At 59.3% G+C, this 21,430-nt stretch carries 23 protein-coding genes and 1 tRNA gene; 20 read left to right on the top strand and 4 right to left on the bottom strand.

The genetic code is table 11. The features are described 5' to 3' along the window. Both P8K07_04355 and P8K07_04350 read right to left on the bottom strand, forming a co-directional pair. The coding region (locus P8K07_04355) for a hypothetical protein (protein ID MDG1957753.1) at positions 1-189 on the bottom strand (189 nt) is incomplete at its 3' end. 153 nt (positions 190-342) lie between these two features. Then, positions 343-1,887, bottom strand: coding sequence for a mercuric reductase (locus tag P8K07_04350; protein MDG1957752.1), 1,545 nt, complete (start codon positions 1,885-1,887; stop codon positions 343-345). Between the two features lie 149 nt (positions 1,888-2,036). Here P8K07_04350 and tal point away from each other — a divergent pair, with 149 nt between their 5' ends. The 7 genes from tal (at position 2,037) to P8K07_04315 (ending at position 9,202) form a co-directional block, all read left to right on the top strand. Next, positions 2,037-3,185: a transaldolase gene (tal, locus tag P8K07_04345; GenBank protein ID MDG1957751.1), complete on the top strand. Its 1,149-nt coding sequence runs from the start codon at positions 2,037-2,039 to the stop codon at positions 3,183-3,185. A gap of 62 nt (positions 3,186-3,247) precedes the next feature. Next, positions 3,248-3,925, top strand: a complete 678-nt coding sequence (gene rpiA / locus P8K07_04340; GenBank protein ID MDG1957750.1) for a ribose-5-phosphate isomerase RpiA — start codon at positions 3,248-3,250, stop codon at positions 3,923-3,925. 12 nt (positions 3,926-3,937) lie between these two features. Next, a complete protein-coding gene (gene gnd / locus P8K07_04335; GenBank protein ID MDG1957749.1) occupies positions 3,938-4,954 on the top strand; it encodes a decarboxylating 6-phosphogluconate dehydrogenase in 1,017 nt (338 codons plus the stop codon). A gap of 38 nt (positions 4,955-4,992) precedes the next feature. Beyond that, complete coding sequence (zwf, locus tag P8K07_04330) at positions 4,993-6,507, top strand: glucose-6-phosphate dehydrogenase (protein ID MDG1957748.1); 1,515 nt, start codon at positions 4,993-4,995, stop codon at positions 6,505-6,507. Continuing rightward, entirely contained in the window at positions 6,507-7,502 is a 996-nt protein-coding gene (glk, locus tag P8K07_04325; GenBank protein ID MDG1957747.1) for a glucokinase, read from the top strand. The genes zwf and glk overlap by 1 nt, the downstream gene beginning before the upstream one ends. Before the next feature lie 38 nt (positions 7,503-7,540). Then, the gene (locus P8K07_04320; protein MDG1957746.1) at positions 7,541-7,990 is read left to right on the top strand and encodes an NFACT RNA binding domain-containing protein; all 450 of its coding nucleotides are present in this window, start codon (positions 7,541-7,543) and stop codon (positions 7,988-7,990) included. Between the two features lie 252 nt (positions 7,991-8,242). Further along, positions 8,243-9,202 carry a hypothetical protein gene (locus P8K07_04315; GenBank protein ID MDG1957745.1) on the top strand — a complete coding sequence of 320 codons (960 nt, stop codon included), beginning with the start codon at positions 8,243-8,245 and terminating at the stop codon, positions 9,200-9,202. 41 nt (positions 9,203-9,243) lie between these two features. Here the strand turns inward: P8K07_04315 and P8K07_04310 are convergent. Further along, positions 9,244-9,316: transfer RNA gene (locus P8K07_04310), tRNA-Asn, on the bottom strand. Between the two features lie 105 nt (positions 9,317-9,421). Between P8K07_04310 and P8K07_04305 the strand changes: the two genes are divergently transcribed. From P8K07_04305 to P8K07_04290, 4 genes are all read left to right on the top strand, one after another. Further along, positions 9,422-10,129, top strand: a complete 708-nt coding sequence (locus P8K07_04305) for a hypothetical protein (protein MDG1957744.1) — start codon at positions 9,422-9,424, stop codon at positions 10,127-10,129. Between the two features lie 89 nt (positions 10,130-10,218). Beyond that, a complete protein-coding gene (locus tag P8K07_04300; protein ID MDG1957743.1) occupies positions 10,219-11,670 on the top strand; it encodes a hypothetical protein in 1,452 nt (483 codons plus the stop codon). A gap of 40 nt (positions 11,671-11,710) precedes the next feature. Next, a complete protein-coding gene (gene hisN, locus P8K07_04295) occupies positions 11,711-12,475 on the top strand; it encodes a histidinol-phosphatase (protein MDG1957742.1) in 765 nt (254 codons plus the stop codon). Between the two features lie 52 nt (positions 12,476-12,527). Next, a complete protein-coding gene (locus P8K07_04290; protein ID MDG1957741.1) occupies positions 12,528-12,974 on the top strand; it encodes a hypothetical protein in 447 nt (148 codons plus the stop codon). A gap of 97 nt (positions 12,975-13,071) precedes the next feature. Here P8K07_04290 and P8K07_04285 read toward each other — a convergent pair whose 3' ends face one another. Next, positions 13,072-13,236, bottom strand: coding sequence for a hypothetical protein (locus P8K07_04285; protein ID MDG1957740.1), 165 nt, complete (start codon positions 13,234-13,236; stop codon positions 13,072-13,074). Positions 13,237-13,451: 215 nt separating this feature from the next. Here P8K07_04285 and P8K07_04280 point away from each other — a divergent pair, with 215 nt between their 5' ends. The 9 genes from P8K07_04280 to P8K07_04240 all read left to right on the top strand — a co-directional run bounded on the left by P8K07_04280 (position 13,452) and on the right by P8K07_04240 (position 21,395). After that, on the top strand, positions 13,452-14,183 hold the full coding sequence (locus P8K07_04280; GenBank protein ID MDG1957739.1) for a hypothetical protein: 732 nt from the start codon (positions 13,452-13,454) through the stop codon (positions 14,181-14,183). Positions 14,184-14,189: 6 nt separating this feature from the next. Then, positions 14,190-15,635 carry a sigma-54 dependent transcriptional regulator gene (locus P8K07_04275; GenBank protein MDG1957738.1) on the top strand — a complete coding sequence of 482 codons (1,446 nt, stop codon included), beginning with the start codon at positions 14,190-14,192 and terminating at the stop codon, positions 15,633-15,635. After that, positions 15,610-15,804, top strand: a complete 195-nt coding sequence (locus P8K07_04270; protein MDG1957737.1) for a DUF5989 family protein — start codon at positions 15,610-15,612, stop codon at positions 15,802-15,804. Before P8K07_04275 ends, P8K07_04270 begins: the two co-directional genes overlap by 26 nt. After that, positions 15,770-17,125, top strand: coding sequence for a glycosyltransferase family 4 protein (locus tag P8K07_04265; GenBank protein ID MDG1957736.1), 1,356 nt, complete (start codon positions 15,770-15,772; stop codon positions 17,123-17,125). The genes P8K07_04270 and P8K07_04265 overlap by 35 nt, the downstream gene beginning before the upstream one ends. 11 nt (positions 17,126-17,136) lie before the next feature. Next, entirely contained in the window at positions 17,137-17,412 is a 276-nt protein-coding gene (locus tag P8K07_04260) for a hypothetical protein (protein MDG1957735.1), read from the top strand. Between the two features lie 31 nt (positions 17,413-17,443). Continuing rightward, on the top strand, positions 17,444-17,638 hold the full coding sequence (locus P8K07_04255; protein ID MDG1957734.1) for a hypothetical protein: 195 nt from the start codon (positions 17,444-17,446) through the stop codon (positions 17,636-17,638). A 27-nt stretch (positions 17,639-17,665) separates the two neighbouring features. Continuing rightward, complete coding sequence (locus tag P8K07_04250; GenBank protein ID MDG1957733.1) at positions 17,666-18,151, top strand: 4Fe-4S binding protein; 486 nt, start codon at positions 17,666-17,668, stop codon at positions 18,149-18,151. A gap of 316 nt (positions 18,152-18,467) precedes the next feature. Beyond that, on the top strand, positions 18,468-20,381 hold the full coding sequence (locus tag P8K07_04245) for a NosD domain-containing protein (GenBank protein MDG1957732.1): 1,914 nt from the start codon (positions 18,468-18,470) through the stop codon (positions 20,379-20,381). 537 nt (positions 20,382-20,918) lie between these two features. Beyond that, positions 20,919-21,395, top strand: a complete 477-nt coding sequence (locus P8K07_04240) for a nuclear transport factor 2 family protein (protein ID MDG1957731.1) — start codon at positions 20,919-20,921, stop codon at positions 21,393-21,395. Positions 21,396-21,430: the final 35 nt, after the last annotated feature.

Raw genomic sequence — 21,430 nt, 5'->3', positions numbered from 1 at the left:
GGTCAGGCCGTTCGAGGTGCATTTCCAACCCGAGACAATACCTACGCCGCTCTGGATCGAGCCTCCGGAAGGAATCCCCAGATTACCGATGTCGCCATCCTGAGCTCGTGCCAGGTTGGCGGCCGGAAACGCCAACCAGAGGAAGGCCAGACCTGTTGTGATGGCGACAAGCGCCTCTTTAACCCGCATGGTTTTCATGAGTCTCCACTCTTGTCCCCGGCTTCCAGCCCGGCACAGCCTCCAGCTTCTCTGCTTTCGCGGGATGCTTCAAGTTTTTCCTTGGCTTGATGCGGCCCCGCAAATGCCATGTCCTTGCACTCCCGCATCCTGAAAGCGCGATCCTCAGCGATTCCAACGAAACCAGAGAGCAAAAAGTCTTTTGACCAGCGGTGTCAGCCGCGTTCGATTGTAGAGATCACCGGCTTTCCGGATCGCGTCGGCCTGCGTGGGGTAGGGGTGGATGACGTTGGCGAGCTTCCCGAGCCCGACGCCGGCGCTCATCGCGGTGGCGACTTCTCCGATCAGATCGCCTGCGTGCCGTGCGACGATGGTGGCCCCCAGAATTTTATCCGACTTCATGCCGGTCAGGATCCGGACAAATCCGTCGGTATCGCCCTCGAGACGCGCCCGGTCGAGATCGGCGAAAGGCACGGTCCATTCCCGGACTTCGATCTTCTCCTCGGCTGCCTGGTTCAGGGACAGGCCAACCGAGGCGATCTCGGGGTCGGTATAGGTGCACCTCGGAATCAGCAGGCTCGACAGCTTCCGTGAGCCGCGAAACAGAGCATTCTGGATGACTGTTCGGGCCGCGAAGTCCGCCGCATGTGTAAACTTCTGCTCCAGGCAGACATCTCCGGCAGCATAGATTCTGGGGTTTGTGGTCTGCAGGCGGTCATCGACCTTTATGCCCTGTTGTGGGTCGGTCTCGACGCCGACCTCGGCCAGCCCGAGACCTTCGATATTGGGGGACCGCCCCGTGGCGACCAGAAGCTGGTCGCAGCGCAGTTCGCGACCTTCCTCGTCGGTCTTGACATGCAGCAGGGTCTCGTCGCCAACTCGCTGGACCTTTTCGATCGAATGCCGAAGAAGAAGTTGCACGCCATCGCTCTCCAGCGCGCGTTGCACCGGCAGGCTGGCATCGCGATCTTCTCGAGGTAAAATGTGCTCGTCGGGCGCAACCATGGTGACATCCGAGCCAAGCCGGCGAAAAGCCTGCGCCAGTTCGCAGCCAATGGGTCCGGTTCCAATGATGATGAGATGCCCGGGAGCCTCTGTCAGCGTGAAGATCGACTCATTGGTGTGGGGCGTCGATTCGGCAAGGCCCGGGATGGGCGGTATCGAAGGGGAGGCTCCCGTAGCGATCACGGCGCGGTGGAAGAGCAGCGATTGGTCGCCGACCCGGACGCTATCGGGGCTCTCGAAGCGGCCGCGCCCCTGATAGACATCGACGCCGAGTTCGTCGCGGAAGCGGCGAGCCGAGTCGACCGGCGAGAGGTCCGCACGAAGCTGGCGCATGCGCTCGAAGGCACGGCCGAAGTCCGGGCCGCCTTCGGCCGGGTACCCCAGTTCGGCATTGGTGGCGGGATCCACCCGGGCTTTGGCGCTCCGTAGAATTGCCTTGGAAGGAACGCAGCCTGCGTTGAGGCAGTCTCCGCCCAGCAGGCCCCCTTCGATCAGAGCGACTCGGGCGCCGAGTCCCGCCGCTCCGGCCGCAGTGACCAATCCAGCGGTGCCGCCCCCGATGACGACGAGATTGTAGCGGCCCTGCGGCTCCGGGTTTTGCCAATCTCCGGGTCGCACATGGCTGAGCAGCCGGATATCATGGGAATCCTCTGGCAGGAGGGCGGCCCCGAGCCTGTCAGTTTTACCTTTGGATGTGCCTTGCATGTGGAAACGACCACCTTCTTGGTACTGTAGTTGAATTGTCTCGGCAGACCTGAGAGCGATGTCTCAGGCTGTACGGCGGGTCTGCATGGAGCAGACCATGCGAACGCCTCGGAATCCAGAAGTCCTTAACAAACCATCAGGAGCAGCAAATGAGCAATCCTCTGATCGACGTGCAGAAGTACGGTCAAAGCATATGGTACGACAATATCCGCCGCGGGATTCTGACCTCGGGAGAACTCAAGGGCCTCGTGGACAACGATGGGCTTCTGGGGGTGACCTCGAACCCGGCCATCTTCGAAAAAGCAGTGGGCGGCAGCGACGATTATGATGGCGATCTGCGGACGCTTGTCGGCAATGGTGTCAAGGAGCCGATGGACTTGTACGAGGCTCTGGCGATCGAAGATATTCAGCTCGCCGCTGACATTCTGCACCCGGTATTTGTCGATACCAAAGGGCGCGATGGCTACGTCAGTTTCGAAGTCTCGCCCTACCTGGCCGCTGACACCGACGGCACCGTCGAATATGCCCGCCGGGTCCATAAGCAAATCGGTCGGGAAAATATCCTGATCAAGGTGCCGGGCACGCCGGAAGGCATGCCGGCGATTCGCACCTTGATCGGCGAAGGCATCAGCGTGAATGTGACGCTGCTTTTCTCCGTGAGTGCCTACGAGGATTGCGCGGAGGCTTATATCGCGGGTCTGGAAGACGCTGCTGCTGCCGGTCGCGACTTGAGCAAGATTGCGTCGGTGGCGAGTTTCTTCATCAGCCGGATCGATTCGTTGGCGGATTCGCGGATCGGCGAAGCCTTGGCGCAGCAGGAAGACGCGGTGAAGCGTCGTGCGATCGAGAGTCTGCAAGGGCGAATCGCGGTTGCGAACGGGATGATTGCTTACGCGAGCTATCAGGAAACGGTTGCCGGTAAACGCTGGAGTGCCCTTGCGGCAGCAGGCGCGACCTCGCAACGAGTCCTGTGGGCGAGCACGAGCACTAAAAATCCCGACTACCCGAAATTGAAATACGTCGAGGAACTGATCGGCGAGGACACGGTCAATACGATTCCGGCGGCGACATTCGATGCCTACCGAGAGGAAGGACATCCGACGCCGGCTCTGCAAACGGATTGGGAAGCCAAGCTCGATGAGGCGCGGGAAATTATGACCGCGCTCGAGAAGTTGGGGATTTCCATGGATCGGATTACCGATGAACTGCTGGTCGACGGTGTTCGGCAGTTCTCGGAGGCTTTCGGTGTGCTGCTCGCCTCGGTCGAGTCGAAAAGGGATGCAATCGTCGGCAACTGAAGAACCGGTAACACGCCCGGCGAGGCCTTTGTGCTGGTGGCCGGGTTCATGGAGGTGGGGCAGTGGGAGATCCTGGGCCGGCTTTGGGCCAAATCGCCGCGAAGGCGCTGGAGTGGGTGGCAGATGGCCAAACGATTGGCCTGGGCACCGGACGAGCCGCCGAGCAGTTTGTTCGAGCGCTTGGCGAGCGCGTCGCCGGTGGCCTGACGATTCGGGCTGTGCCGACCTCGGATGCCACCGAGGCTCTGGCCGCGGATCTGTCGATCCCGCTGGTCACTCTGGCGGAAGCGGGCACTCTGGACGTGACTTTCGATGGCGCGGATGAGTTCACGCCTGCCCGAGATCTGGTCAAGGGGTGGGGCGGAGCTTTGGTGCGCGAGAAAATCGTCGCGGCCTCATCGCAGAAGCTGGTGATTCTGGTCGGCCCCGAGAAAAAAGTCACCCGCCTCGGCGAGCGCGGCAAACTTCCGGTGGAGGTCGTGCCTTTCGGTCGTGCACTTTGCGAGCGCCAACTTGCGGCCATGAAGTGTCGCCCGGGGCTGCGTGTGACCGAAGCCGGCCCCTACCTGACGGATAACGGCAACTTCATTCTGGACTGTGCCATTGATCCGGTAGAAGATCCGGCCAGTCTCGAAGAGCAAATTCTCCGGATCCCGGGTGTGGTGGGAACCGGTTTTTTCCTCGGGATGGCAAACGCCGTCCTGTGTCAGAGCGAAGACGGAGTCGAAGTCTACTCCTGAGGTGAGGAAGTCATGCAACTAGGAATGATTGGTTTGGGGCGCATGGGCGCCAATTTGGTGCGTCGGTTGATGAAAGATGGTCATACCTGCGTTGTGTACGACCCGGACGCCGATGCGGTGGCGACCTTGGTCAAGGAAGGCGCGACCGGTGCCGGTTCTCTCGAAGAGTTCTGCGGGGCGCTCGAGACGCCGCGGGCGGCTTGGGTGATGGTGCCCGCCGGGGTGACCGGCGCTGTTGTGGATGAGGTTGCCGAATTCATGGGAGCCGGAGACATCCTGATCGATGGCGGCAACTCGTACTTCCGAGACGACCGTGCTCGCGCGGCGGCGCTCGAGCCCAAGGGTATCCGTTATCTGGATTGCGGCACCAGCGGTGGCGTCTGGGGTCTCGAGCGGGGCTATTGCCTGATGATCGGTGGCGACACGGATGCCGTGCAGCACCTCGACCCGATTTTTCGAACTATCGCACCGGGACGAGGCGACCTGGAGCGCACGCCCGGTCGCGAAGCTTTGGGGGGCACGGCCGAGGACGGCTATCTCCACTGCGGCCCCGCGGGTGCCGGTCATTTTGTGAAAATGGTCCATAACGGAATCGAATACGGCATCATGGCCTCGTTCGCCGAGGGGTTTGATATTCTTCAGAATGGCGACGCTGATACGCGCGCAAAGGTTCACGATGCCGAGACCGCTCCGTCGATGCACGGGGACCTGGACTACGATATCAACGTGGCCGATGTGGCCGAGGTGTGGCGCCGCGGCAGTGTGGTCGGCTCCTGGTTGTTGGATCTGGCGGCGATCGCTTTGGCCAAAGACCCAAATCTGGAGCAGTTTTCGGGACGTGTGTCGGATTCCGGTGAAGGTCGTTGGACGATCCAGACCGCGGTCGAGGCCGCGGTTCCGGTGGATGTGCTCAGTGCGGCACTATTTGCCCGGTTCCGATCACGCCAGGACCATACATTTGCCGAGAAGGTCTGTTCGGCGATGCGTTTTCAATTCGGGGGCCATCTCGAGAAACCCGAGGAAAGTTAGTCGCTGGCGTCTTTTCGCCGTCGATTCAAGGTGGGGTCATGATTGCAGCAGAGCCGACAGCCGGGCGCTTGGCCCCCACTTCGGTGGTCATTCTGGGGGCGGCGGGGGATTTGACCCGTCGCAAGCTCTTACCCGCCTTGTATAACCTTTTCCGCGACGAGCTTTTGCCCGAGCCCTTTTCGGTCGTCGGCTTTGCCCGCCGCGAGATGGATGATGATTCGTTTCGGGATCTGACCAAAAAGAGTCTGAATGAATACAGCCGGCGCGAAGTTGATCCGGAGCACTGGGATCAATTTCTTGGCAACGTCCATTATGTCGAGGGCACCTTTGACGACCCGCAGGCCTTCCTTGCCCTCGCGTCGCGGTTGGACGAACTGGAATCTGCCAAGGGGATGCCGGCGAATCGTGTCTTCTATCTCTCGATACCGCCCAGTGCGATTCAGACCTGTATCGAGGGCCTGGCGGCTGCGGGCCTGGTCAATTCGGTGGACGAGGGACAGCCCTTTACCCGAATCATTATCGAGAAGCCGATCGGCCACGATCTGGAAAGCGCGCGCGCGATCAACGACAAGGTGGCCGAGGTCTTTGCCGAGGAGCAGGTCTTTCGGATCGACCACTACCTGGGCAAGGAAACCGTCCAGAGCATTCTGGTGGCCCGCTTCGGGAACTCGATTTTCGAGCCTTTGTGGAACCAGAAGTATATCGACCATGTGCAGATCACGGTCTCGGAAACCGAGGGCGTTGGAACTCGAGCCGGATATTATGAGGAAGCCGGGGCACTGCGCGACATGGTGCAGAACCATATTCTTCAGTTGCTCTGTCTCACCGCGATGGAACCGCCTTGGACGCTGTCTTCCGAAGTGGTGCGCGACCATAAAATGGAGGTCCTCAATTGTCTCCGGCCGATCGGGCCGGCCGAGGTGGGACAGCGCGTGGTGCGCGCGCAATATGGTGCGGGGCAGGCGGGCGATACGGAGGTGCCGGGTTACCGACGTGAAGACCGAGTGGCGCCGGACTCGACCACCGAGACCTATGTGGCGATCAAGGCGCACGTCGATAATTGGCGCTGGGCCGGTGTGCCGTTTTTTATCCGGACCGGAAAGCGATTGCCGGTGCGCGCCAGCGAGATTGCTATTCAATTCAAATCGGTTCCTCCCGTTTTGTTCAATGCGGGCGATGCGAATCTCAAGCCCAACGTGCTGGCGATGCGAATCCAGCCTGACGAGGGCATGTCGCTGGGGATCGCCACCAAGGCTCCGGGACTTCGTCTGGCGATCACGCCGGTCGATCTGGACTTTCATTATGGCCAGGCGTTTGCGGAGGAGTCTCCGGAGGCCTACGAGCGCTTGTTGCTGGATGTCGTCGCCGGCGATGCGACCTTGTTCATGCGCCGTGATGCCGTGGAGGCTTCCTGGCAATGGGTGTCGGGGATTCTGGACGGCTGGGCGGAGTCGGGCGACCGCTGGTTGCCCGAGTACGCGGCTGGTGGCTGGGGTCCGGTGGAGGCCGAGCGCCTGATCGCCTCGAAGGAACGCGCCTGGCGCAAGATTTGATGACGGAAACCGATCATATTCTGGCGGGCGATATCGGGGGCACCAAGACTTTGCTGGCCCTGTACTCCGTTGATGGGGAGCAACTGCATTGTGTTCGAGAGCAAACGTTCGGCAGTGGCGACTATGCGACTTTCGATGATCTTCTGAATCGCTTTCTCGACGCGAAAACACCCCCTCTGCGGAGTGCTTGTCTGGATGTGGCGGGGCCGGTCGTGGATGGCGAATGTCGGACGACCAACCTTCCGTGGCTCCTGCAGGAAACGGCCCTGCAAGCCCGTCTGTCGGGCACGCCCGTTCGCCTCCTGAATGATCTCGAAGCAACTTCGTTCGGGATGCTGCACCTGCCGTCCAACGAGTTGCTGCAGTTGCAGGCGCCGACCCGTCCGGGTCGGCGCGGCAACGTGGCCGTAGTGGCGGCTGGCACCGGATTGGGGGAGGCTTATTTGTATTGGGACGGCCGCCATCATCATCCGATGGCGAGTGAGGGCGGTCATGCCGATTTTGCGCCGCGCACCGATCAGGAAGTCGAACTGCTCGTGTATCTGCGCGAAAAGCTGGGCGGTCGGGTCAGCTCGGAGCGAATCCTTTCGGGCCAGGGAATCCACGCCATCTATGAATTTCTGCGAGACCGGGGGGGCTACAACGAGCCGAAAGAGATGGCGGCCAGGTTGGGAGCCGGAGATCCGGCTGCAGCTATTTCGCAGATGGCTCAAGATGAGGGGGCTGCGTTGCCCCTGGCCACCATGGATCTTTTTTTCGAACTCTACGGCGCCGAGGCAGGGAACGTGGCCTTGCGGGGGCTGACTCATGGCGGCGTCTATATCGGTGGAGGGATCGCACCGAAGAACATTGCCTTACTGCAACGAGGCCCCTTTTTACGGGGATTTCACGCCAAGGGTCGATTTGGCGATTTCATGAAATCGCTCCGTGTTTCGATCTCCCTGAATCCGAAGACGGCTCTTCTGGGAGCTGCCAACTATGCCCTGCAGATCTGAACGGAGGACGGGAGGGGTGGCTTTCCGGGAGGTGCCGAATGGGGCGTAAGGCGGGGCCCCCCGAAGGTGCGAATGATCCGGATGAAGGTATCTTTCGCGGGGTCCGCATCGCTCGGCGTTACGTGTCCCCGGACGGTTTTGTGGTCCTGGCCGGGAAGACGGCGGCCGATAACGATCTGCTCACATTCAAATTGTCTTCCCCACGCGACTTCTGGCTTCATATTTCAGGGGATTCCGGCTCTCACGTCATTGTCCGGAATCCGGACGGGGTGGATCGTTTGCCCCGGGACACTGCCCGCTTTGCAGCCGCGGTGGCCGCTCGCCATTCACGCGCGCGGAGCGGCGGCAAGGTTGCCGTCCATCTCGCGAAAAGAGCGGATGTGCGAAAAGAGCGCGGAATGGCCGCTGGAAAAGTGTCCGTGAGCCGAGGGGTTGTGGTGCAGGCGACCCCCTTGCCCGAAGAAAAAGAGCCGATTGGGTCCAAATAAGTTTTGGATCGCTGTATATTTCCCTATTGCGCCTGAGAGGGTGTGTCTGCGAATGTCTTTGGAGCGGTTTTAGGCCGCGCAAAAACTCATGCAGAACCCCAACCGAAATGGTCAGCTCCGCTTCTCAGATCTTCTGGTGCTCCTCGCGCTCGCCGGAACGATTGTGGGCGGACTTCTGACGCTTTAAAGACTGAATCCCTACATGCGAATTCCCGGGGGGAAGCTGCGTCAAAGCTCGTGAAGGAGAATTTGATGTGGAAATCCTTGGGGGCGATATTCGGCGGTCTTTTGATTGTGTCAGCAACTGGAAGTCCCTCGTTTCCTGGTGATATTTTCCAGGGAGGGGGGCCTCGGAGCACGGATTGCCTCGCGGTGTTTCAGGTGCCTGCAGCGGACGCGATCGTGGGAAAGCGTCTGGTTTGCACCGACGGGGATCCTACTTGTGATTCCGACGGCGTCGTGAACGGCCAATGCGCCTTTTCTGTCGGCATTTGCTCCAATTATAGCGGAGGGGACCGCTGCGATCGGCAAGGTTTGCGTCAGATTACGGTGGAAGATGCCGAGGACGATGGCAGTCGGGAATTCGATCCGGATTTTCAGGCTCTGCAGTCGCTGGCGGATGCTTTTTTTGAATTCCCCGAGGAATTGGACGAGCGTTGCATGCCTTTGTCGACGGTTTTGGTGCCTGTGGATGGGCCACGGCGAGGGGGGAGCTGTCGAACCGGTCGAAAGACGGTTCGTCTTCGTTCGCGTTCGATATACGTTGGCGGGGAGTCCGTGCTGGATCGAGACCAGCTTCGCCTGAGTTGCCGCCCGGCTCGAGGGGGATGCGATGAAAAGATTTTCTTCGACGGAACTTTTGATCGGATTCAACGGCAGATCCTCGATAAGGGCTGTGCTGTTGGGGGCTGCCATGATTCGGAATCGACAGCGGGGGGCTTGCTGCTCGAGACAGGGGCGGCCTACGGGGAGCTTGTGGGTATGGAGCCCGGGAACGGGGCGGCGCGGGCTGCAGGGTTGTTGCTCGTCGCCCCGGGCGATCCCGATCGCAGTTTTCTTCTGCGGAAGTTGACGGGATCGTTGTCCCCCGGTTTTGGAGGGCGGATGCCGGATGATGGGCCCCGGATCCCGAGACACCTGCGGGTGCTGGTGCAGGACTGGATCGCCGAAGGTGCCCTGGCCGATGGCTGGCTGGACGATCCTGCGGGCTAGGGCATAAAAAAGCCCCACGCAAATGCGTGAGGCTTTTTCAGCTCCCCGGACTGGACTCGAACCAGTGACAAGTCGGTTAACAGCCGACTGCTCTACCAACTGAGCTACCGGGGATCGCGGTTTTTTGGGTACCATCCACTATTGTCTGTCGCAATTCGTTCCGGAGAATTCCCCGAAATAGGGATTGCATCATGGCGAACAAAAGGCGAAGATTCTCGGATGCGCTCGTCTCTGAAGGAACTGCTCCCGGAATTACCCGGAGGAATTTATCGCGGCACAGCCTTTGCCGCGCGTGCTCTGGAGGATCGCTGGGAGCCGATTGGTTTGTCGGTGCTGGACACTCGCATCGGTGGCGGTTTGCCCGTGGGGCGATGTAGCGAATTTTTTGGATCACTTTCCGGCGGCAGTACCAATCTGGCGATTCGTCTGATGTCCGAGGTGACCGCCTCCGGACGTTCGGTGGGCTGGATTGATCCCCACGATGTTTTCGACCCCGAGGCTTGCTCCCGATTCGGTAGCTGTTTGCAGGAAGTCCTTCGGGTGCGCCCCCGGGACCTTGCTCAATCACTGGATGCAGCGGAGATCCTCCTGCGGAGCGGAGACTTTCCACTCGTGGTTCTGGATTTACAGCCCCGTGTGGAGGTCGCTTTGCAATGGGTTTCCACGCGGCCGTGGCACGTGGGTGCTGCGGCGGGGGTCCGGTTGAGTCGGGCGGCCCGACAAAACAGGGCCACGCTCCTGCTTCTTTCCGGCCCCACGCCCCGTCTGGAAGGTGTTCCTGCGGCCGTGCGCCTGGAATGCTCTGCGCCCCGAGCCATCTGGGCTTCCGGGATTGAGGATCGAAGTTTCCTTCAGGGATTGCAGTCGCTGGTCAAGGTTCACCGATCTCCGGGAGGATCGGGATTCGGGGTCTCGGTTTTTCTCTGATGTCTCGCTACGCCAGTCTTTGCATTCGGGATTTTCCGGTAGTGGCTCTGCGGCGAGCGGAGCCGGAGCTGCGAGGTGTTTCGCTCCTGTTGACACGTTCTGGCCAGACCCCACAGCCGGAATCCCGGATTCTTTGTTGTTCGGCAGAAGCGGTGGCTCGTGGCGCGTCAGCGGGAATGACCGTTGCGCAAGCGATGGCGCGATCCTCCGACTTTTTGCTCCGCCCGATGGACCCGGAGATACTTCATGCGGCACGTGAGTCCTTTTTCGAAGGTGTTTTCACGGTGGTGCCGCACGTCGAATTGGCGCCGCTTTCCGAACAATCCGCGCAGGCCGTTTACCTCGAGGTACCGGAGGCAGGCGGTCGTTTTCGCTCGACCGGGGGACTGGCCTCGGCGCTTCTGTCGCGTTTGACTCCCGGGGGATTTTTGCCTGCCGTCGGTCTGGCTGATCGTCTGGCAACAGCGATCGTTGCTGCAGAAGAAGCCGCCTCGCATCCGGGAGAGGTTGTTCTGATTCCCCCCGGTGGCGATCGTGAGTGGCTGGCGGAGCGCCCTCTGGCCCTCTTGCACCCGGACTCGGAGATTCAGGCGTGGCTCGAGGGGGTTGGTATCGAATATCTGGGGCAATTGGCGGCCATTCCCCGAGACCAGGTAGCCACACGTCTGGGCCGAGAAGGTGTTCGCTTATGGGAACAGGCTTGCGGAATATTTTCCCGACCTCTCCGTCGGCGGTTCCCGAAGGTGGACCTGCTGGAGGGGGTTACTCTGGAATGGGGTGTCGATTCGCTGCAGGCACTTCTTTTCGTCTTGCGAGGGTTGCTGGAACGTTTGCTGGTACGATTGGAGCTTCGTTCCATGGCGGTGGCGGCCATGCGGCTCCGCCTGGAGGCGACCGACGGGACGGTTCAGGAACGGCCCATGGGTGTTTTGGCGGCTACTCGAGAGCACAAGGTGCTGCTCGAAGTTCTTCGTCTTGAACTGGAGCGCCATCCCCCCGATGCAGCCATCGCGAAAGTATCGTTGGTATTTGTGCCCGAGGAGGCGCGTCCGGAGCAGTTGGATTTGTTTCGTCCGGCCGGGCCGCCGCCTTTGCGTCTGGCAACGACGCTGGCTCGCCTGGCCTCGATTTGTGGAGAGGGGCGGGTGGGAAGGCCATTGGCGCCGCAAGGCTATCGTCCCGAACCTTCGGTGCTGGCGACTTTTGCGCCTGTTCATAGGCCGGATACGGGGGGGACAAGGGGGTGGGAGATGGCTCGGGAAAAGCCGGCAACTTTTCTTCGCCTCCTGCGGCCGGCGCTGCGGATCGAGATCGTCGGCAATGGTCGGATATTCTCGGCTCTGCTCCGGAACGGAGTTTCCTGCGGCATTGTGCGCATGGGCGGACCCTGGCGAATTGAAGTCGAATGGTGGGCCGAAAAGCCGTGCTGTCGGGATTATTACGATGTGGAGCTTCGGAATGGAGGGTTTTGTCGAATCTATCAGGATTTGAACGCACCGGAGGAACGATCGGGTTGGTTTATGTCGGGTATCTATGACTGACCATTTGACCTCGAAGGCGCCGCATGGGCGAACCTGAAGTATGGACAGTTTCGAGAAAGAACGGGAAACGGCACTTGCTCTGGTGGAGCAGGCGGGCGAGTTGACGTTGAAGTATTTCGGGAAGGATATTGCGGTCGAGACCAAGGCCGATGATTCGCCGGTTACGGTCGCTGATCGAGGCGCTGAGGCACTGATTCGCGAAGGGCTCGAGGCCGCGTTTCCCGACGACGGCATTCTCGGGGAGGAGCATGGCGAGAAAAAGGGCTCGAGCGGACGGCGCTGGATTATCGATCCTATCGATGGCACCCAATCCTTTATCCGCGGCGTTCCGTTTTATGGAACCCTCGTCGGCCTGGAGATGGGCGAAGAAGTCCCGCTGGGGATTATGGGATTTCCTGCTTTATCCATGAACCTATGGGCTGTTCAGGGTCAGGGTGCCTGGCGGGATGGTCAGCGCCTGCGGGTTTCGGAGGTGGATCAATTGGCCGATGCTACCGTACTGTCGACCGATGCCAGCCCGGGGCATTTCGGCAATGAGGCTGAGGCATTTGGCCGCATTCTGGAGCGTTGTGGCCGTCAACGAGGCTGGGGCGACTGTTATGGATATGCCCTCGTAGCCATGGGGCAAGCCGAAGCCATGTTCGATCCGATCCTCGCCCCTTGGGACTGTGCGCCCATGCTGCCGATTCTGGAGGAGGCAGGCGGAGTCTTTGTCGACTGGAGAGGGAATCGCACGATTCATGGCCTTTCGGGGATCGCTACCAACGGAGCCTTGCGGGAAGAGATATTTCAGGTTCTTGCTTGAGGAGCTCGATCGCGCCGACCGTGAATTCACGACGGAAAGCGGCTAGGACAGGATGATGAGCGACACCCGCGAGACGATCCCCGGGGATCTGGTCCTGATCCAGTCGGCGAGCAAGCCCGCCGGGTTCGCGCGGATCGAGGCCATCCGGCCTCATGAACTCGAGGGATGGTATCATTGCGATCTCCTGCTGCTCGCGGTGCCTCCGCGACCGATCACATGGATTCTGGAGCGCGTGCAGATCGATGGTGGTGATTTCACAATGAGTGGGCAGCCAATCCGGTTGGAGAGGTTGCCCGATTTGGGGGCTTCGCATGCCTCGGCCGAGGAGATGGTCGAAGACACGGCGGAGGATCATGGGGAAGGTACTGCCGGCGATACTGCCGAAGACAGCCCCGAGGAATCTGCCGGAAATACGCCAGAGGCGCCGGCCCCTGGGCCCAAGCCCGGTCCGACCGGGGGCCGAACGGGTAAGGTGGTCGACCTTTTCCCGCGAGAATAACCGGCATTTCCGCAAGGCCGCCGGAACCAGATTTTCGTGCAATAACGCAACGCGGCATGAACTCCCGTGTTGACAGAATTACTGTTTAGGCTTTATTTCAGAGAGTATGGCGGTCCGAATAGAGTTCAACCCTCCACGCAGAAAGCGCGCCGGCAAACGAGAAGGCTCCTCCTTCGTCGTGGTCGTGGCGATAGCTGGTGCCGTGGTGGGAACGCATTTTCTCTTGTGGTTCGCCGGTCTCATTCACTGAAGCAAAATCCATTTATAGTTTTGACATTCTTTAGAAGCTGTTCATTTCAGTCTTCCCACTTCGATTCCCACCAAATTCAATTTCGAATCCCCACCCTGGACCTACCTCGCATTTCCGCAATCAACCTTCGAAACGTGGCAGCTTTGCAGTAAAGTGTCGGCTCGTTTGTGCCGACATATCTCTCAGCGATGCACGATTGGTGCTGTCGGGAAAGGGAGGCGGGGTTGATGCGCGGAGCAAGTCCAGGAAGCCGAGAGGCGAACAAGACCGAGATCTCTTCGAATTTCGATCTGGTCGCCGTGGCCGAGGCCATTTCTCGCCGAGCACCTGAGGGGCATAATCTCGACGAAGACGTTCTTCGCGAGATTCGCCACGAGTTGGGCAACCATTTTCACAAACTTTACTACTGGGCAGATTACGTTCAGGAACTTGCGGGGGGCGATGAAGCCGAGCCATTAGGCGACCCGCTTACGGGATCGATTCAGAAGCTTGAGAGCTTTTTGAACCGCGCCATGCAGTATCTGAGTCCGGCTCCGCTCGAGAGCGTCCGGATGGAGCTCTCCGAGGTTGCGAACGCGATTGAGCAGTTGCTCGCGTCCGAGGTTCCCGAAGCGAAAATCGAATTGACGATGGCGGCGGGGATCGAAGAGCGCGGAATCTTGATTGACCCCGGGAAGTTCTCTGCCTCGATCCAGACGGTCGGACGGACCTTGAATCAAGCCAGCGACGGATCCTTGCTCGGCTACCGGATCTTCGTCGATACGGTCGAGCATATGCGAGCCTTTGAATTTCGGATGGCGGCTGCGTCGGCCCTCAGGCCCGAAGCCGCCGAAGAGGTTCGCATGCTTGATTGGGCGAACGCTCAACGCACGATCGAAACTCACGGAGGCACTCTGTCTCTGTGCGAACTGAAGGACGGTACCACGCAGGTGTGTCTGGTTCTGCCTTGGGATGCCTGAAACGTAATGGAAACACGCATACTGATCGTTGATGACGACCCATTCATCTGCAGACAACTCGACGAATTGCTCACGAGCCAGCGATATCTGGTGGCCACCGCAAACTCTGGGCCGGAGGCCAAAGAGGCTCTCGTGAACCACGAGTTTTCTCTGGCGCTTGTCGATCTCAAGATCCCCGGAACCGATGGCCTGAGTCTGACCAGCGAGCTTCGCGAGCGACAGCCGGATCTGGACGTGATCATGATCACTGGTTACGCCAGCATCAAGGGCGCGGTTGAGGCCATCAAGCGAGGGGCTGCAGACTATATCACCAAGCCATTTCAAAATGAGGAGATCCTGCTCGCAGCGGAGAAAGTTCTCGAGAAGAGACGCCTCATCGACGAAATCAGCTACCTCCGCGGCCAACTTGAGGAGCGTTACTCCTTCGCCAATATGGTGTCGCGTAATCCCAAGATGCACGATATTTTCTCGCAGATCGAAGCTCTGGCCCAGACCGAATCGACGGTGTTGCTGGTCGGGGAGTCGGGCACCGGCAAGGAACTTTGTGCTCGGGCGGTGCATTATCAGGGCAAGCGCAAAAGCGGAAAATTCGTGGCTCTGAACTGCGCTGCATTTCCGGACACCCTGCTGGAGAGCGAGTTGTTCGGATTCGATCGCGGTGCGTTCACCGGGGCCGTTCAGGACCGCGTGGGCAAGATTGAGCTTTCCTCTGGCGGAACCTTGTTCCTGGACGAAGTCGAGGCGATTTCGCTGAATATGCAGATGAAGCTTCTGCGCGTTCTGGAGCAGTGCGAGTTCGAGCGTCTCGGTTCGAATCGGCGCATTCAAGTGAACTTGCGGATCATTGCAGCCACCAACGTCGATCTCGAGGAATTGGTCGCCAGCGGCAAGATGCGCGAAGACTTCTACTACCGGATCAATGTCGTGCCAATCCGCATTCCTCCGCTGCGCGATCGGATCGAGGATGTCCCATTGCTGGTTGCCGAGTTTCTGCAAAACTCCAAATCGGCCAAAGACAAGGGTTTGCAGCGAATTTCCAACAAGGCGTTGTCCGAACTCATGAGCCATCAGTGGCCTGGCAACGTTCGAGAGTTGGGGAATGTGCTCGAACGTTCCATTCTTCGCACCAGCGGCGATGTCCTGAAAGTGGTGGACTTGCCGACGAATGCTAAAACGCGCGCACTTGCGGGCACTCGCAGCCGCGGCAATGACTACGAGATCCCCTTGAAAGAGTTCCTCCGGCGATGTGAACGAGATTATCTCGGGCATGTGCTAAGGAAATACCAGGGGGCTATCAGCAATAGCGCGAAACACGCTCTGGTGGATGCCGCGACGCTGCATCGCAAGATGAAATCTTACGGGATGAAGAGAGATGAATTCCGCTCCAAGGGGAAGTCAAAATCCAGCGCCTCCCGAAGGGATAGCGATGAACTTCTTTCCGGAAACTCGTGAAGACAACGGATCGATGGACGAAAACTCCGAAGAAGGAATTCTGGCTTTCCTTTGGCGCCACAAGGTATGGTGGCTCGCGCCGGCGGTTGGTGTCCTTGCGCTGACAGCGGCCATGTTGTGGGCGGCGCCTGATGATGGCGCCTCTCCTTTTGTTTATACATTGTTCTGAGGGCCAGGATTCAAACGTGCAAGAAAATTTGGCATTGGCAGAGTTTCCTGCGGCAGAATCGGCAGTTGCCCGGCGGAGGGTGGGAATCGTTGCTGCGTCTCGGTTTCCCGCACCGCGAGGCTCGCAAGTCCATATTGGAGAGATGGCCAATGCGTTGGCTCGATCCGGCGAAAGCGTTCACCTGATCGGACCTCTGGATCCGCGTGCTGCGGAAGGCCTCTATCGCCGTCATCCCTTGAGTCGGATGGCGAAGTTTCGTCCACGCCCATCTGTAAGCGGATTGCACCTGCTGGAGCGCCCTTTTTTCGATTCACTACTGGTGGGCCGACTTTTTCAGGTGGTGCGGCGGGAGCGGTTGCAAATTCTTCATGCCCATAATTACGAGGCCTTGGCGGCCTCTCTGCTGGTGCGCGGGATGCTTGGCGTCAAAGTTGTCTACCACGCGCATAATGTTGCTGAAGATGAATTGCCACTCTACAGCCCCGATTGGCTTGCCTCCTCGGTCCGCGCCTCCGCCCGGAAAATGGATGGTGTTTTGCCGGCGATGGCCGATGCTGTCGTGGCGCTCAGCGCAGACGTGGGGGACCACCTTGTGGGGCGAGGGGTCTCTGCCGAAAAGGTTTGGATAATTCCTCCGGGACTCGACCCGGAGCCGTTCCAGGCGGGTCGCCGTGAGAAGCGAGAACGAGCGGTCGTATTTGCCGGGAATTGTGATGGCTATCAAAATCTGCAGCATTTGTTTCGTGCCTGGGAGATCGTTGCCGCAAGCGACCCGCAAGCCGAGTTGCGCATTGTCACACACGCCCGGGGCGCAGCGTTGAAGCGCTGGCGGTGCTCTGCTCTTGGGCCCCGGATTCATTTCGTTGAGGCTCAGGCCCTGTCGGAAGTGGCGGCCGAGCTTGGTCGGGCGCGTGTGGGTGTCTCCCCGCGGGTTTCCTGGTCGGGTTTTCCGATCAAGAATTTGAATTATATGGCAGCGGGTCTGCCGACAGTGGCTCTCGGGGCTTCGGCAAAAGGCGTGCTCGACGGGATTTCCGGCTGGGTGGTCAACTCGGATGAACCCGCGGATTTTGCGTCTTGCATGCTTGAGGCGTTGGCAAGCCCGGCGGAGTCCGGGCGTCGAGGTGCTGCTGCCTATCAGAGGGTGCTCGCGGAACATTCCTGGGACAGCTTGATTGAGCCTCTGCTGGCATGTTCGCAGTCGGTCGAGGAGCGGCAGGGTCTGCATTTAGTCCCGAGGGCAGACCCCCGGAACCTCCCGGATAACGCTGAAGGCGATTTCTCGCTTCAGCGGGTTTCCTCGGAGCGTTTTCCGCTGTAGAAATCGTCGCTGTGGACGATGCGGAGATCAAGAAGGAGGCCGATGACCTTCTGCGGATTTGGGGCGAAATTGGCCGACGAGTCGGCCATTCGGGGTTTCGCAGTGTCGAGGATCTGATTTCTCAACATGGCCAGGTGCGTGTCGCGACCGAGCAGGTTGCCAAGGAAGAGATCGATGCGGGTCTGCTTCGTGTGCATGGCCTTCTTGGTCGTTTGAGGGCGATGCGCAGAGAAATGACGGATCTTCTCGATTTGAAGGAAAAGCTACCGCAGTTGGGCGATATTTGACCTCGCCCCCTACCATTGGTATTTTCAGGCTATGCATTACGATCCGACCACGCCCGCACTGACCCAATTCATGATGATGTTGATTCGTCCGGACAATCTCCCGATTATCGGGATGCTGGTTCTGGTGTTGGGTTTTACCTTTCTCGGATTCAAGGAAGCTCGCAAGAATGATGAGCTGATCCGTCAGGGACGTGAAGACGAAGTGCTTCGCCGAATGCAGGAATAGCGGGAATAACAGAGAAAGTACGGATCTATGCCCTTTACGATCATCGCCGAGAATTGCACGGGATGTAGCGCCTGCGAGCAGAGATGCCCGACAAGAGCCATCTCGGGTGACCCTAAAAAAGCCTATTTGATCGAGGGCTCAATGTGTATCGATTGCGGCGCTTGCGGCGTGATCTGTCCGGACGAAGCGATTCTCGACACCTTCGGAAACATGACTTCCGTGTTGAAGAAACCCCAGCGGCCGGTTGCCATCGTTCACCCTGATAATTGCAACGGTTGTGGTGTCTGCATCGACGTCTGTCCTTTCGATTCTCTGGACTCGGCTCCCGGCAACGAGGCAAGCTTTCTGGGTAAAGTGATCGTGAACGAAAAGACCTGCGTAGGTTGCCGACTGTGTGAAGAGGTTTGCGGTTGGGAGGGCATTTATATCATGCCCGGCGAAGAAAAGGCTCCGTTTCTCGATGCCTTGGGCTACACAGAGGAAGAGTATAACGCGACCTCGGGCACGGCCTGATCTCGTGCCGGGTTCCGGCCTCTGGCAATTCGCAGGCCGAAAGTAGGCTACGGAGTGCGCCATGGAGTCGATGTGCGACTCGACCGACGTTGATCCTTAGTTCGATCGGCAGTTCGAGCCTCAATTCGATCCATCCTGAAGACCACCAGCTAGCGTAAACCCTTGACCTCGTAGGTGATTTCCCTTGGTGTCTTTTAAAGACACAATCATTCTCGGGGACAAAGATTGTGTCTTGCGAACAAGGCCTGCCAGGCGCTAAAATTCAGAGTTATCGGGGTTCCGCACGGAGTCCCACAGGGTCTCGAGGAGTTCGGTCATGAAGAACAAAAAATTCTATTTTCTTCTCTCGGTTTTGACGGGAATGTTGCTGCTTGAGGGGGGATCTCCTCGGGAGGCACGTGCTCAGGCGGATGAGGATACGGTCCGATGCGCACAGGCTGTTTCCAAAGCCATGGTCGATTTTACGACGCGGGTCTACGAAGCCAAGTCGGGCTGCGAGGCAAAGCGAATTGCGAGTTCCCGACCGAAGTTTTGCGGTCAGGACGAGCGCAAGACAAAGGACCTCGCCGCAGCCAATCAGCGCCTCGAAAGAGAGATCCGAAACTGCAAGGAGGGAGCGCTTGCAAACCTCTGCCCCCTGGGTGCCCGGAATAGTGTCTCCTTGACCGCGGGGCTTGCCTCGGAGGGCGACCCGTCGTCCATCGCTTCGCAACTGGAAGCTTTGGTAGGGAGATTGTTCGTGGCACCGATTAGCGCATCCGGTTGTTCTCCGAGGCCGGGTTGGGATGCTGACCGCCCTGCGGAGGAGTGCGTCAAGGTTCTTTCGCGGAACGGTGGAGAACTTTTCGAGGAATTGCAGGAATGCTTTGCTGACTGCGAATTGAAGCAGATGAAGCAGGATGACGTCGAACAATTCTGTGTTGATGTGAGCACGGGAGCGCCGACAACCTCGAAGGTCAGCGACTGCGTCAACAAGGAATTGACGGCGTTCTTCTCGACGATGGATCGCAAGTGCAGCGACGATGGGGTCGACCAGTTGGGTTGTCCGGACGGGCAAACGACATCGGTGGCTGTGGCCGCTTCTGTCGCGACGGAATTTTTGCAGATGGCCGAGTCTTTGAATCTGGGCCTTTTTCATTCCATTTGTCGCTCCGAGACGGATATCGTCGTGGATACGGTGCCGTCATCTGCGACCTTGTTGCCAAGTGGCTCACCTGTCACGGTCAGTTGCGGCACGCTCGTTGATGCCGATTTCATGGCGGGGAACTCGATCCTCAGACTCGATAGCAATGTGAACTGCGATTCCGTGCAGGCCGCGATCGATGGCTTGATGGTCAGCGCGACCGGAATTACGATTGATGGTGCGGATGAGTACGGCCTTGTCGGGATGGATAGAAGCCGCTATCGCACGGGCGCGGGTATCCGACTGCTTCCGGGCGCTACGAATATCACCCTGAAGAACCTGAAGTCGATCCGCAGATTCGGAGTGGGTATTGCTGACTCGGGGCTGAATACCGGCCTTCGCATTCAGAATGTCGCGTTACGCCGGAATGATACGGCGGGACTGTCCATCCACTCTCCGGGGGTCGTGATCGAGGGCCTCTATGCGGACCGAAATAAAATAGGCGCGATCCTGGAAGGCGATAATATCGTGATCCGTGATTCGACGATTCGCCGATGCGACGGGAGTCGCGGTGTCGGGCTTTTGGTGCGAGGAATGGATGCCGACGCTAACGGCGTGGCGGTAGAGGTGCGCGATATGTTTTTCGAGCACAATGGCGTCGGCGTGGATCTGGTGGGAAGTTTTCACCGCGTTCTGGACAATCGAGTCACGCGCTCGCGCTATTCCGCCATTGAATCCGATACATCCGATTCGCTTTACGACGGCAATTTGTTCCGCGACAGTCGTCAGGGCTTCGGGCTGGAAGTTCGCGGCGTCAATAATATCATCAACGAAAACCAATCGGAGAGTAACGGACTCGCGGCCTTTGCGGTTACCGGAAATGGCAATACGATCACCAATAATAGCGCCGGCGACCCCCGACGAGGTAACGGTAGCAAGGGTGGCGGCATCACGGTGACAGGGATCGAGAACGAGTTAGGTGGCAACGGTAGCTATCGAAATCGACCAACGCAGTATTCGATCGGTCGTTATAATGTTGACCTTGGCGGCAACGTCGCCAATGGCGAGGAGATTTCTTTCGGCCAGGACGGAACAACGGTCGAGTAGGGCCGACGGCGAGGTCGAGAACGGGGTTGCCGTTCCCGACAATCGCCTCTGAAGAACCCACCACTCGAACCGAAGCCCGGCGGCGCAAGGGCCGTTGATGCTTCGGTGGCTTTCGAAACCGGGGGCAAGGACGAAGGCGCGAGACGATGTCCGGCCGACAGGGCTGTGGGTTGATCCGTCGGCGTGAGTAGCGCCTAGGCCGCGTCACGCGCTTCACGGTTTGATGCTTCGGACGATGATTGTTCTGGGGAAAGGGCCTTGAGGCGGCCTGTTTGAACGCCGCCAGCAGCTGCGTGCGCCGCGATTAATTGCGATTTGTCCGGAGGCGCGCGCGATTCGAATCAGCGGATTTCCCTGCATTCGATTCCCCGCTGCTCAGGCGCCAGGGTTTTCGAAGCCCTCAGGAAATCTGGTGCCGGATCGCCGGCACCATCGGGCGTGCGGCGAACGTCAGGATTGACGGACGAAGCGGGACGGGTCAAAAGGATGGCAGCCCGGGTTGGTCCGGGCGAGTGGGTCATGGCCCGGGAGAGATGAATGGGGAAATTCACCCGAGAGGAATTGCTGGAAGCGTTCCAGCACTACCGTCAAGTGCGCGATCGAGCTTCGCGGACCGGAAATTGGGACGCGTGGGCGGATCTTTTTACTGAAGATGCCCACTATACGGAGCACGCTTATGGAGAACTGCAAGGCCGGGAGGCGATCCGTGAATGGATTGTTGGTGTGATGAAGCCCTTCCCCACCATGACATTCCCGGAGGGCTGGTCGGTCATCGATGCGGAGCGGGGCGCTGTGGTTTGGGAATCCTGGAATGCCTTCCCGGAGCCCTTTCAGCCCGATGGGACGCCCTATCGGTTTCCGAACTGGACCCGGATTGTCTACGCGGGAGAGGGCCGGTGGTCGTCAGAGGAAGACGTTTACAATCCGCAGAAAGATGCGCCGAATGTCATGAAGGCGTGGCTGGCTGCAGGTGGGAAGTTCAAAACTCCCGAGCAGGTCAAGATCAAGCATTAGGATGCCATCGGAAGCCCCCCTTGGAGGGGGGCTTC

It is taken from the genome of Candidatus Binatia bacterium, from assembly GCA_029248525.1.
In the GTDB taxonomy this organism is placed as follows: Bacteria; Desulfobacterota; Binatia; order UBA12015; family UBA12015; genus UBA12015.
This window is presented reverse-complemented; position numbering and strand designations above follow the sequence as displayed.

What these genes read in the sequence shown, in the direction of transcription:
- P8K07_04250 (MDG1957733.1), top strand. Translation starts at nt 17,666, where the DNA reads ATGCCCTTTACGATCATCGCCGAGAATTGCACGGGATGTAGCGCCTGC.
- P8K07_04315 (MDG1957745.1), top strand. Translation starts at nt 8,243, where the DNA reads ATGTGGAAATCCTTGGGGGCGATATTCGGCGGTCTTTTGATTGTGTCA.
- hisN (MDG1957742.1), top strand. Translation starts at nt 11,711, where the DNA reads ATGGACAGTTTCGAGAAAGAACGGGAAACGGCACTTGCTCTGGTGGAG.
- P8K07_04265 (MDG1957736.1), top strand. Translation starts at nt 15,770, where the DNA reads ATGGCGCCTCTCCTTTTGTTTATACATTGTTCTGAGGGCCAGGATTCA.
- tal (MDG1957751.1), top strand. Translation starts at nt 2,037, where the DNA reads ATGAGCAATCCTCTGATCGACGTGCAGAAGTACGGTCAAAGCATATGG.
- P8K07_04320 (MDG1957746.1), top strand. Translation starts at nt 7,541, where the DNA reads ATGGGGCGTAAGGCGGGGCCCCCCGAAGGTGCGAATGATCCGGATGAA.
- P8K07_04280 (MDG1957739.1), top strand. Translation starts at nt 13,452, where the DNA reads ATGCGCGGAGCAAGTCCAGGAAGCCGAGAGGCGAACAAGACCGAGATC.
- gnd (MDG1957749.1), top strand. Translation starts at nt 3,938, where the DNA reads ATGCAACTAGGAATGATTGGTTTGGGGCGCATGGGCGCCAATTTGGTG.
- glk (MDG1957747.1), top strand. Translation starts at nt 6,507, where the DNA reads ATGACGGAAACCGATCATATTCTGGCGGGCGATATCGGGGGCACCAAG.
- P8K07_04305 (MDG1957744.1), top strand. Translation starts at nt 9,422, where the DNA reads ATGCGCTCGTCTCTGAAGGAACTGCTCCCGGAATTACCCGGAGGAATT.
- P8K07_04240 (MDG1957731.1), top strand. Translation starts at nt 20,919, where the DNA reads ATGGGGAAATTCACCCGAGAGGAATTGCTGGAAGCGTTCCAGCACTAC.
- P8K07_04270 (MDG1957737.1), top strand. Translation starts at nt 15,610, where the DNA reads ATGAACTTCTTTCCGGAAACTCGTGAAGACAACGGATCGATGGACGAA.
- P8K07_04350 (MDG1957752.1), bottom strand. Translation starts at nt 1,887, where the DNA reads ATGCAAGGCACATCCAAAGGTAAAACTGACAGGCTCGGGGCCGCCCTC.
- P8K07_04245 (MDG1957732.1), top strand. Translation starts at nt 18,468, where the DNA reads ATGAAGAACAAAAAATTCTATTTTCTTCTCTCGGTTTTGACGGGAATG.
- P8K07_04290 (MDG1957741.1), top strand. Translation starts at nt 12,528, where the DNA reads ATGATGAGCGACACCCGCGAGACGATCCCCGGGGATCTGGTCCTGATC.
- P8K07_04255 (MDG1957734.1), top strand. Translation starts at nt 17,444, where the DNA reads ATGCATTACGATCCGACCACGCCCGCACTGACCCAATTCATGATGATG.
- P8K07_04275 (MDG1957738.1), top strand. Translation starts at nt 14,190, where the DNA reads ATGGAAACACGCATACTGATCGTTGATGACGACCCATTCATCTGCAGA.
- P8K07_04285 (MDG1957740.1), bottom strand. Translation starts at nt 13,236, where the DNA reads ATGGATTTTGCTTCAGTGAATGAGACCGGCGAACCACAAGAGAAAATG.
- zwf (MDG1957748.1), top strand. Translation starts at nt 4,993, where the DNA reads ATGATTGCAGCAGAGCCGACAGCCGGGCGCTTGGCCCCCACTTCGGTG.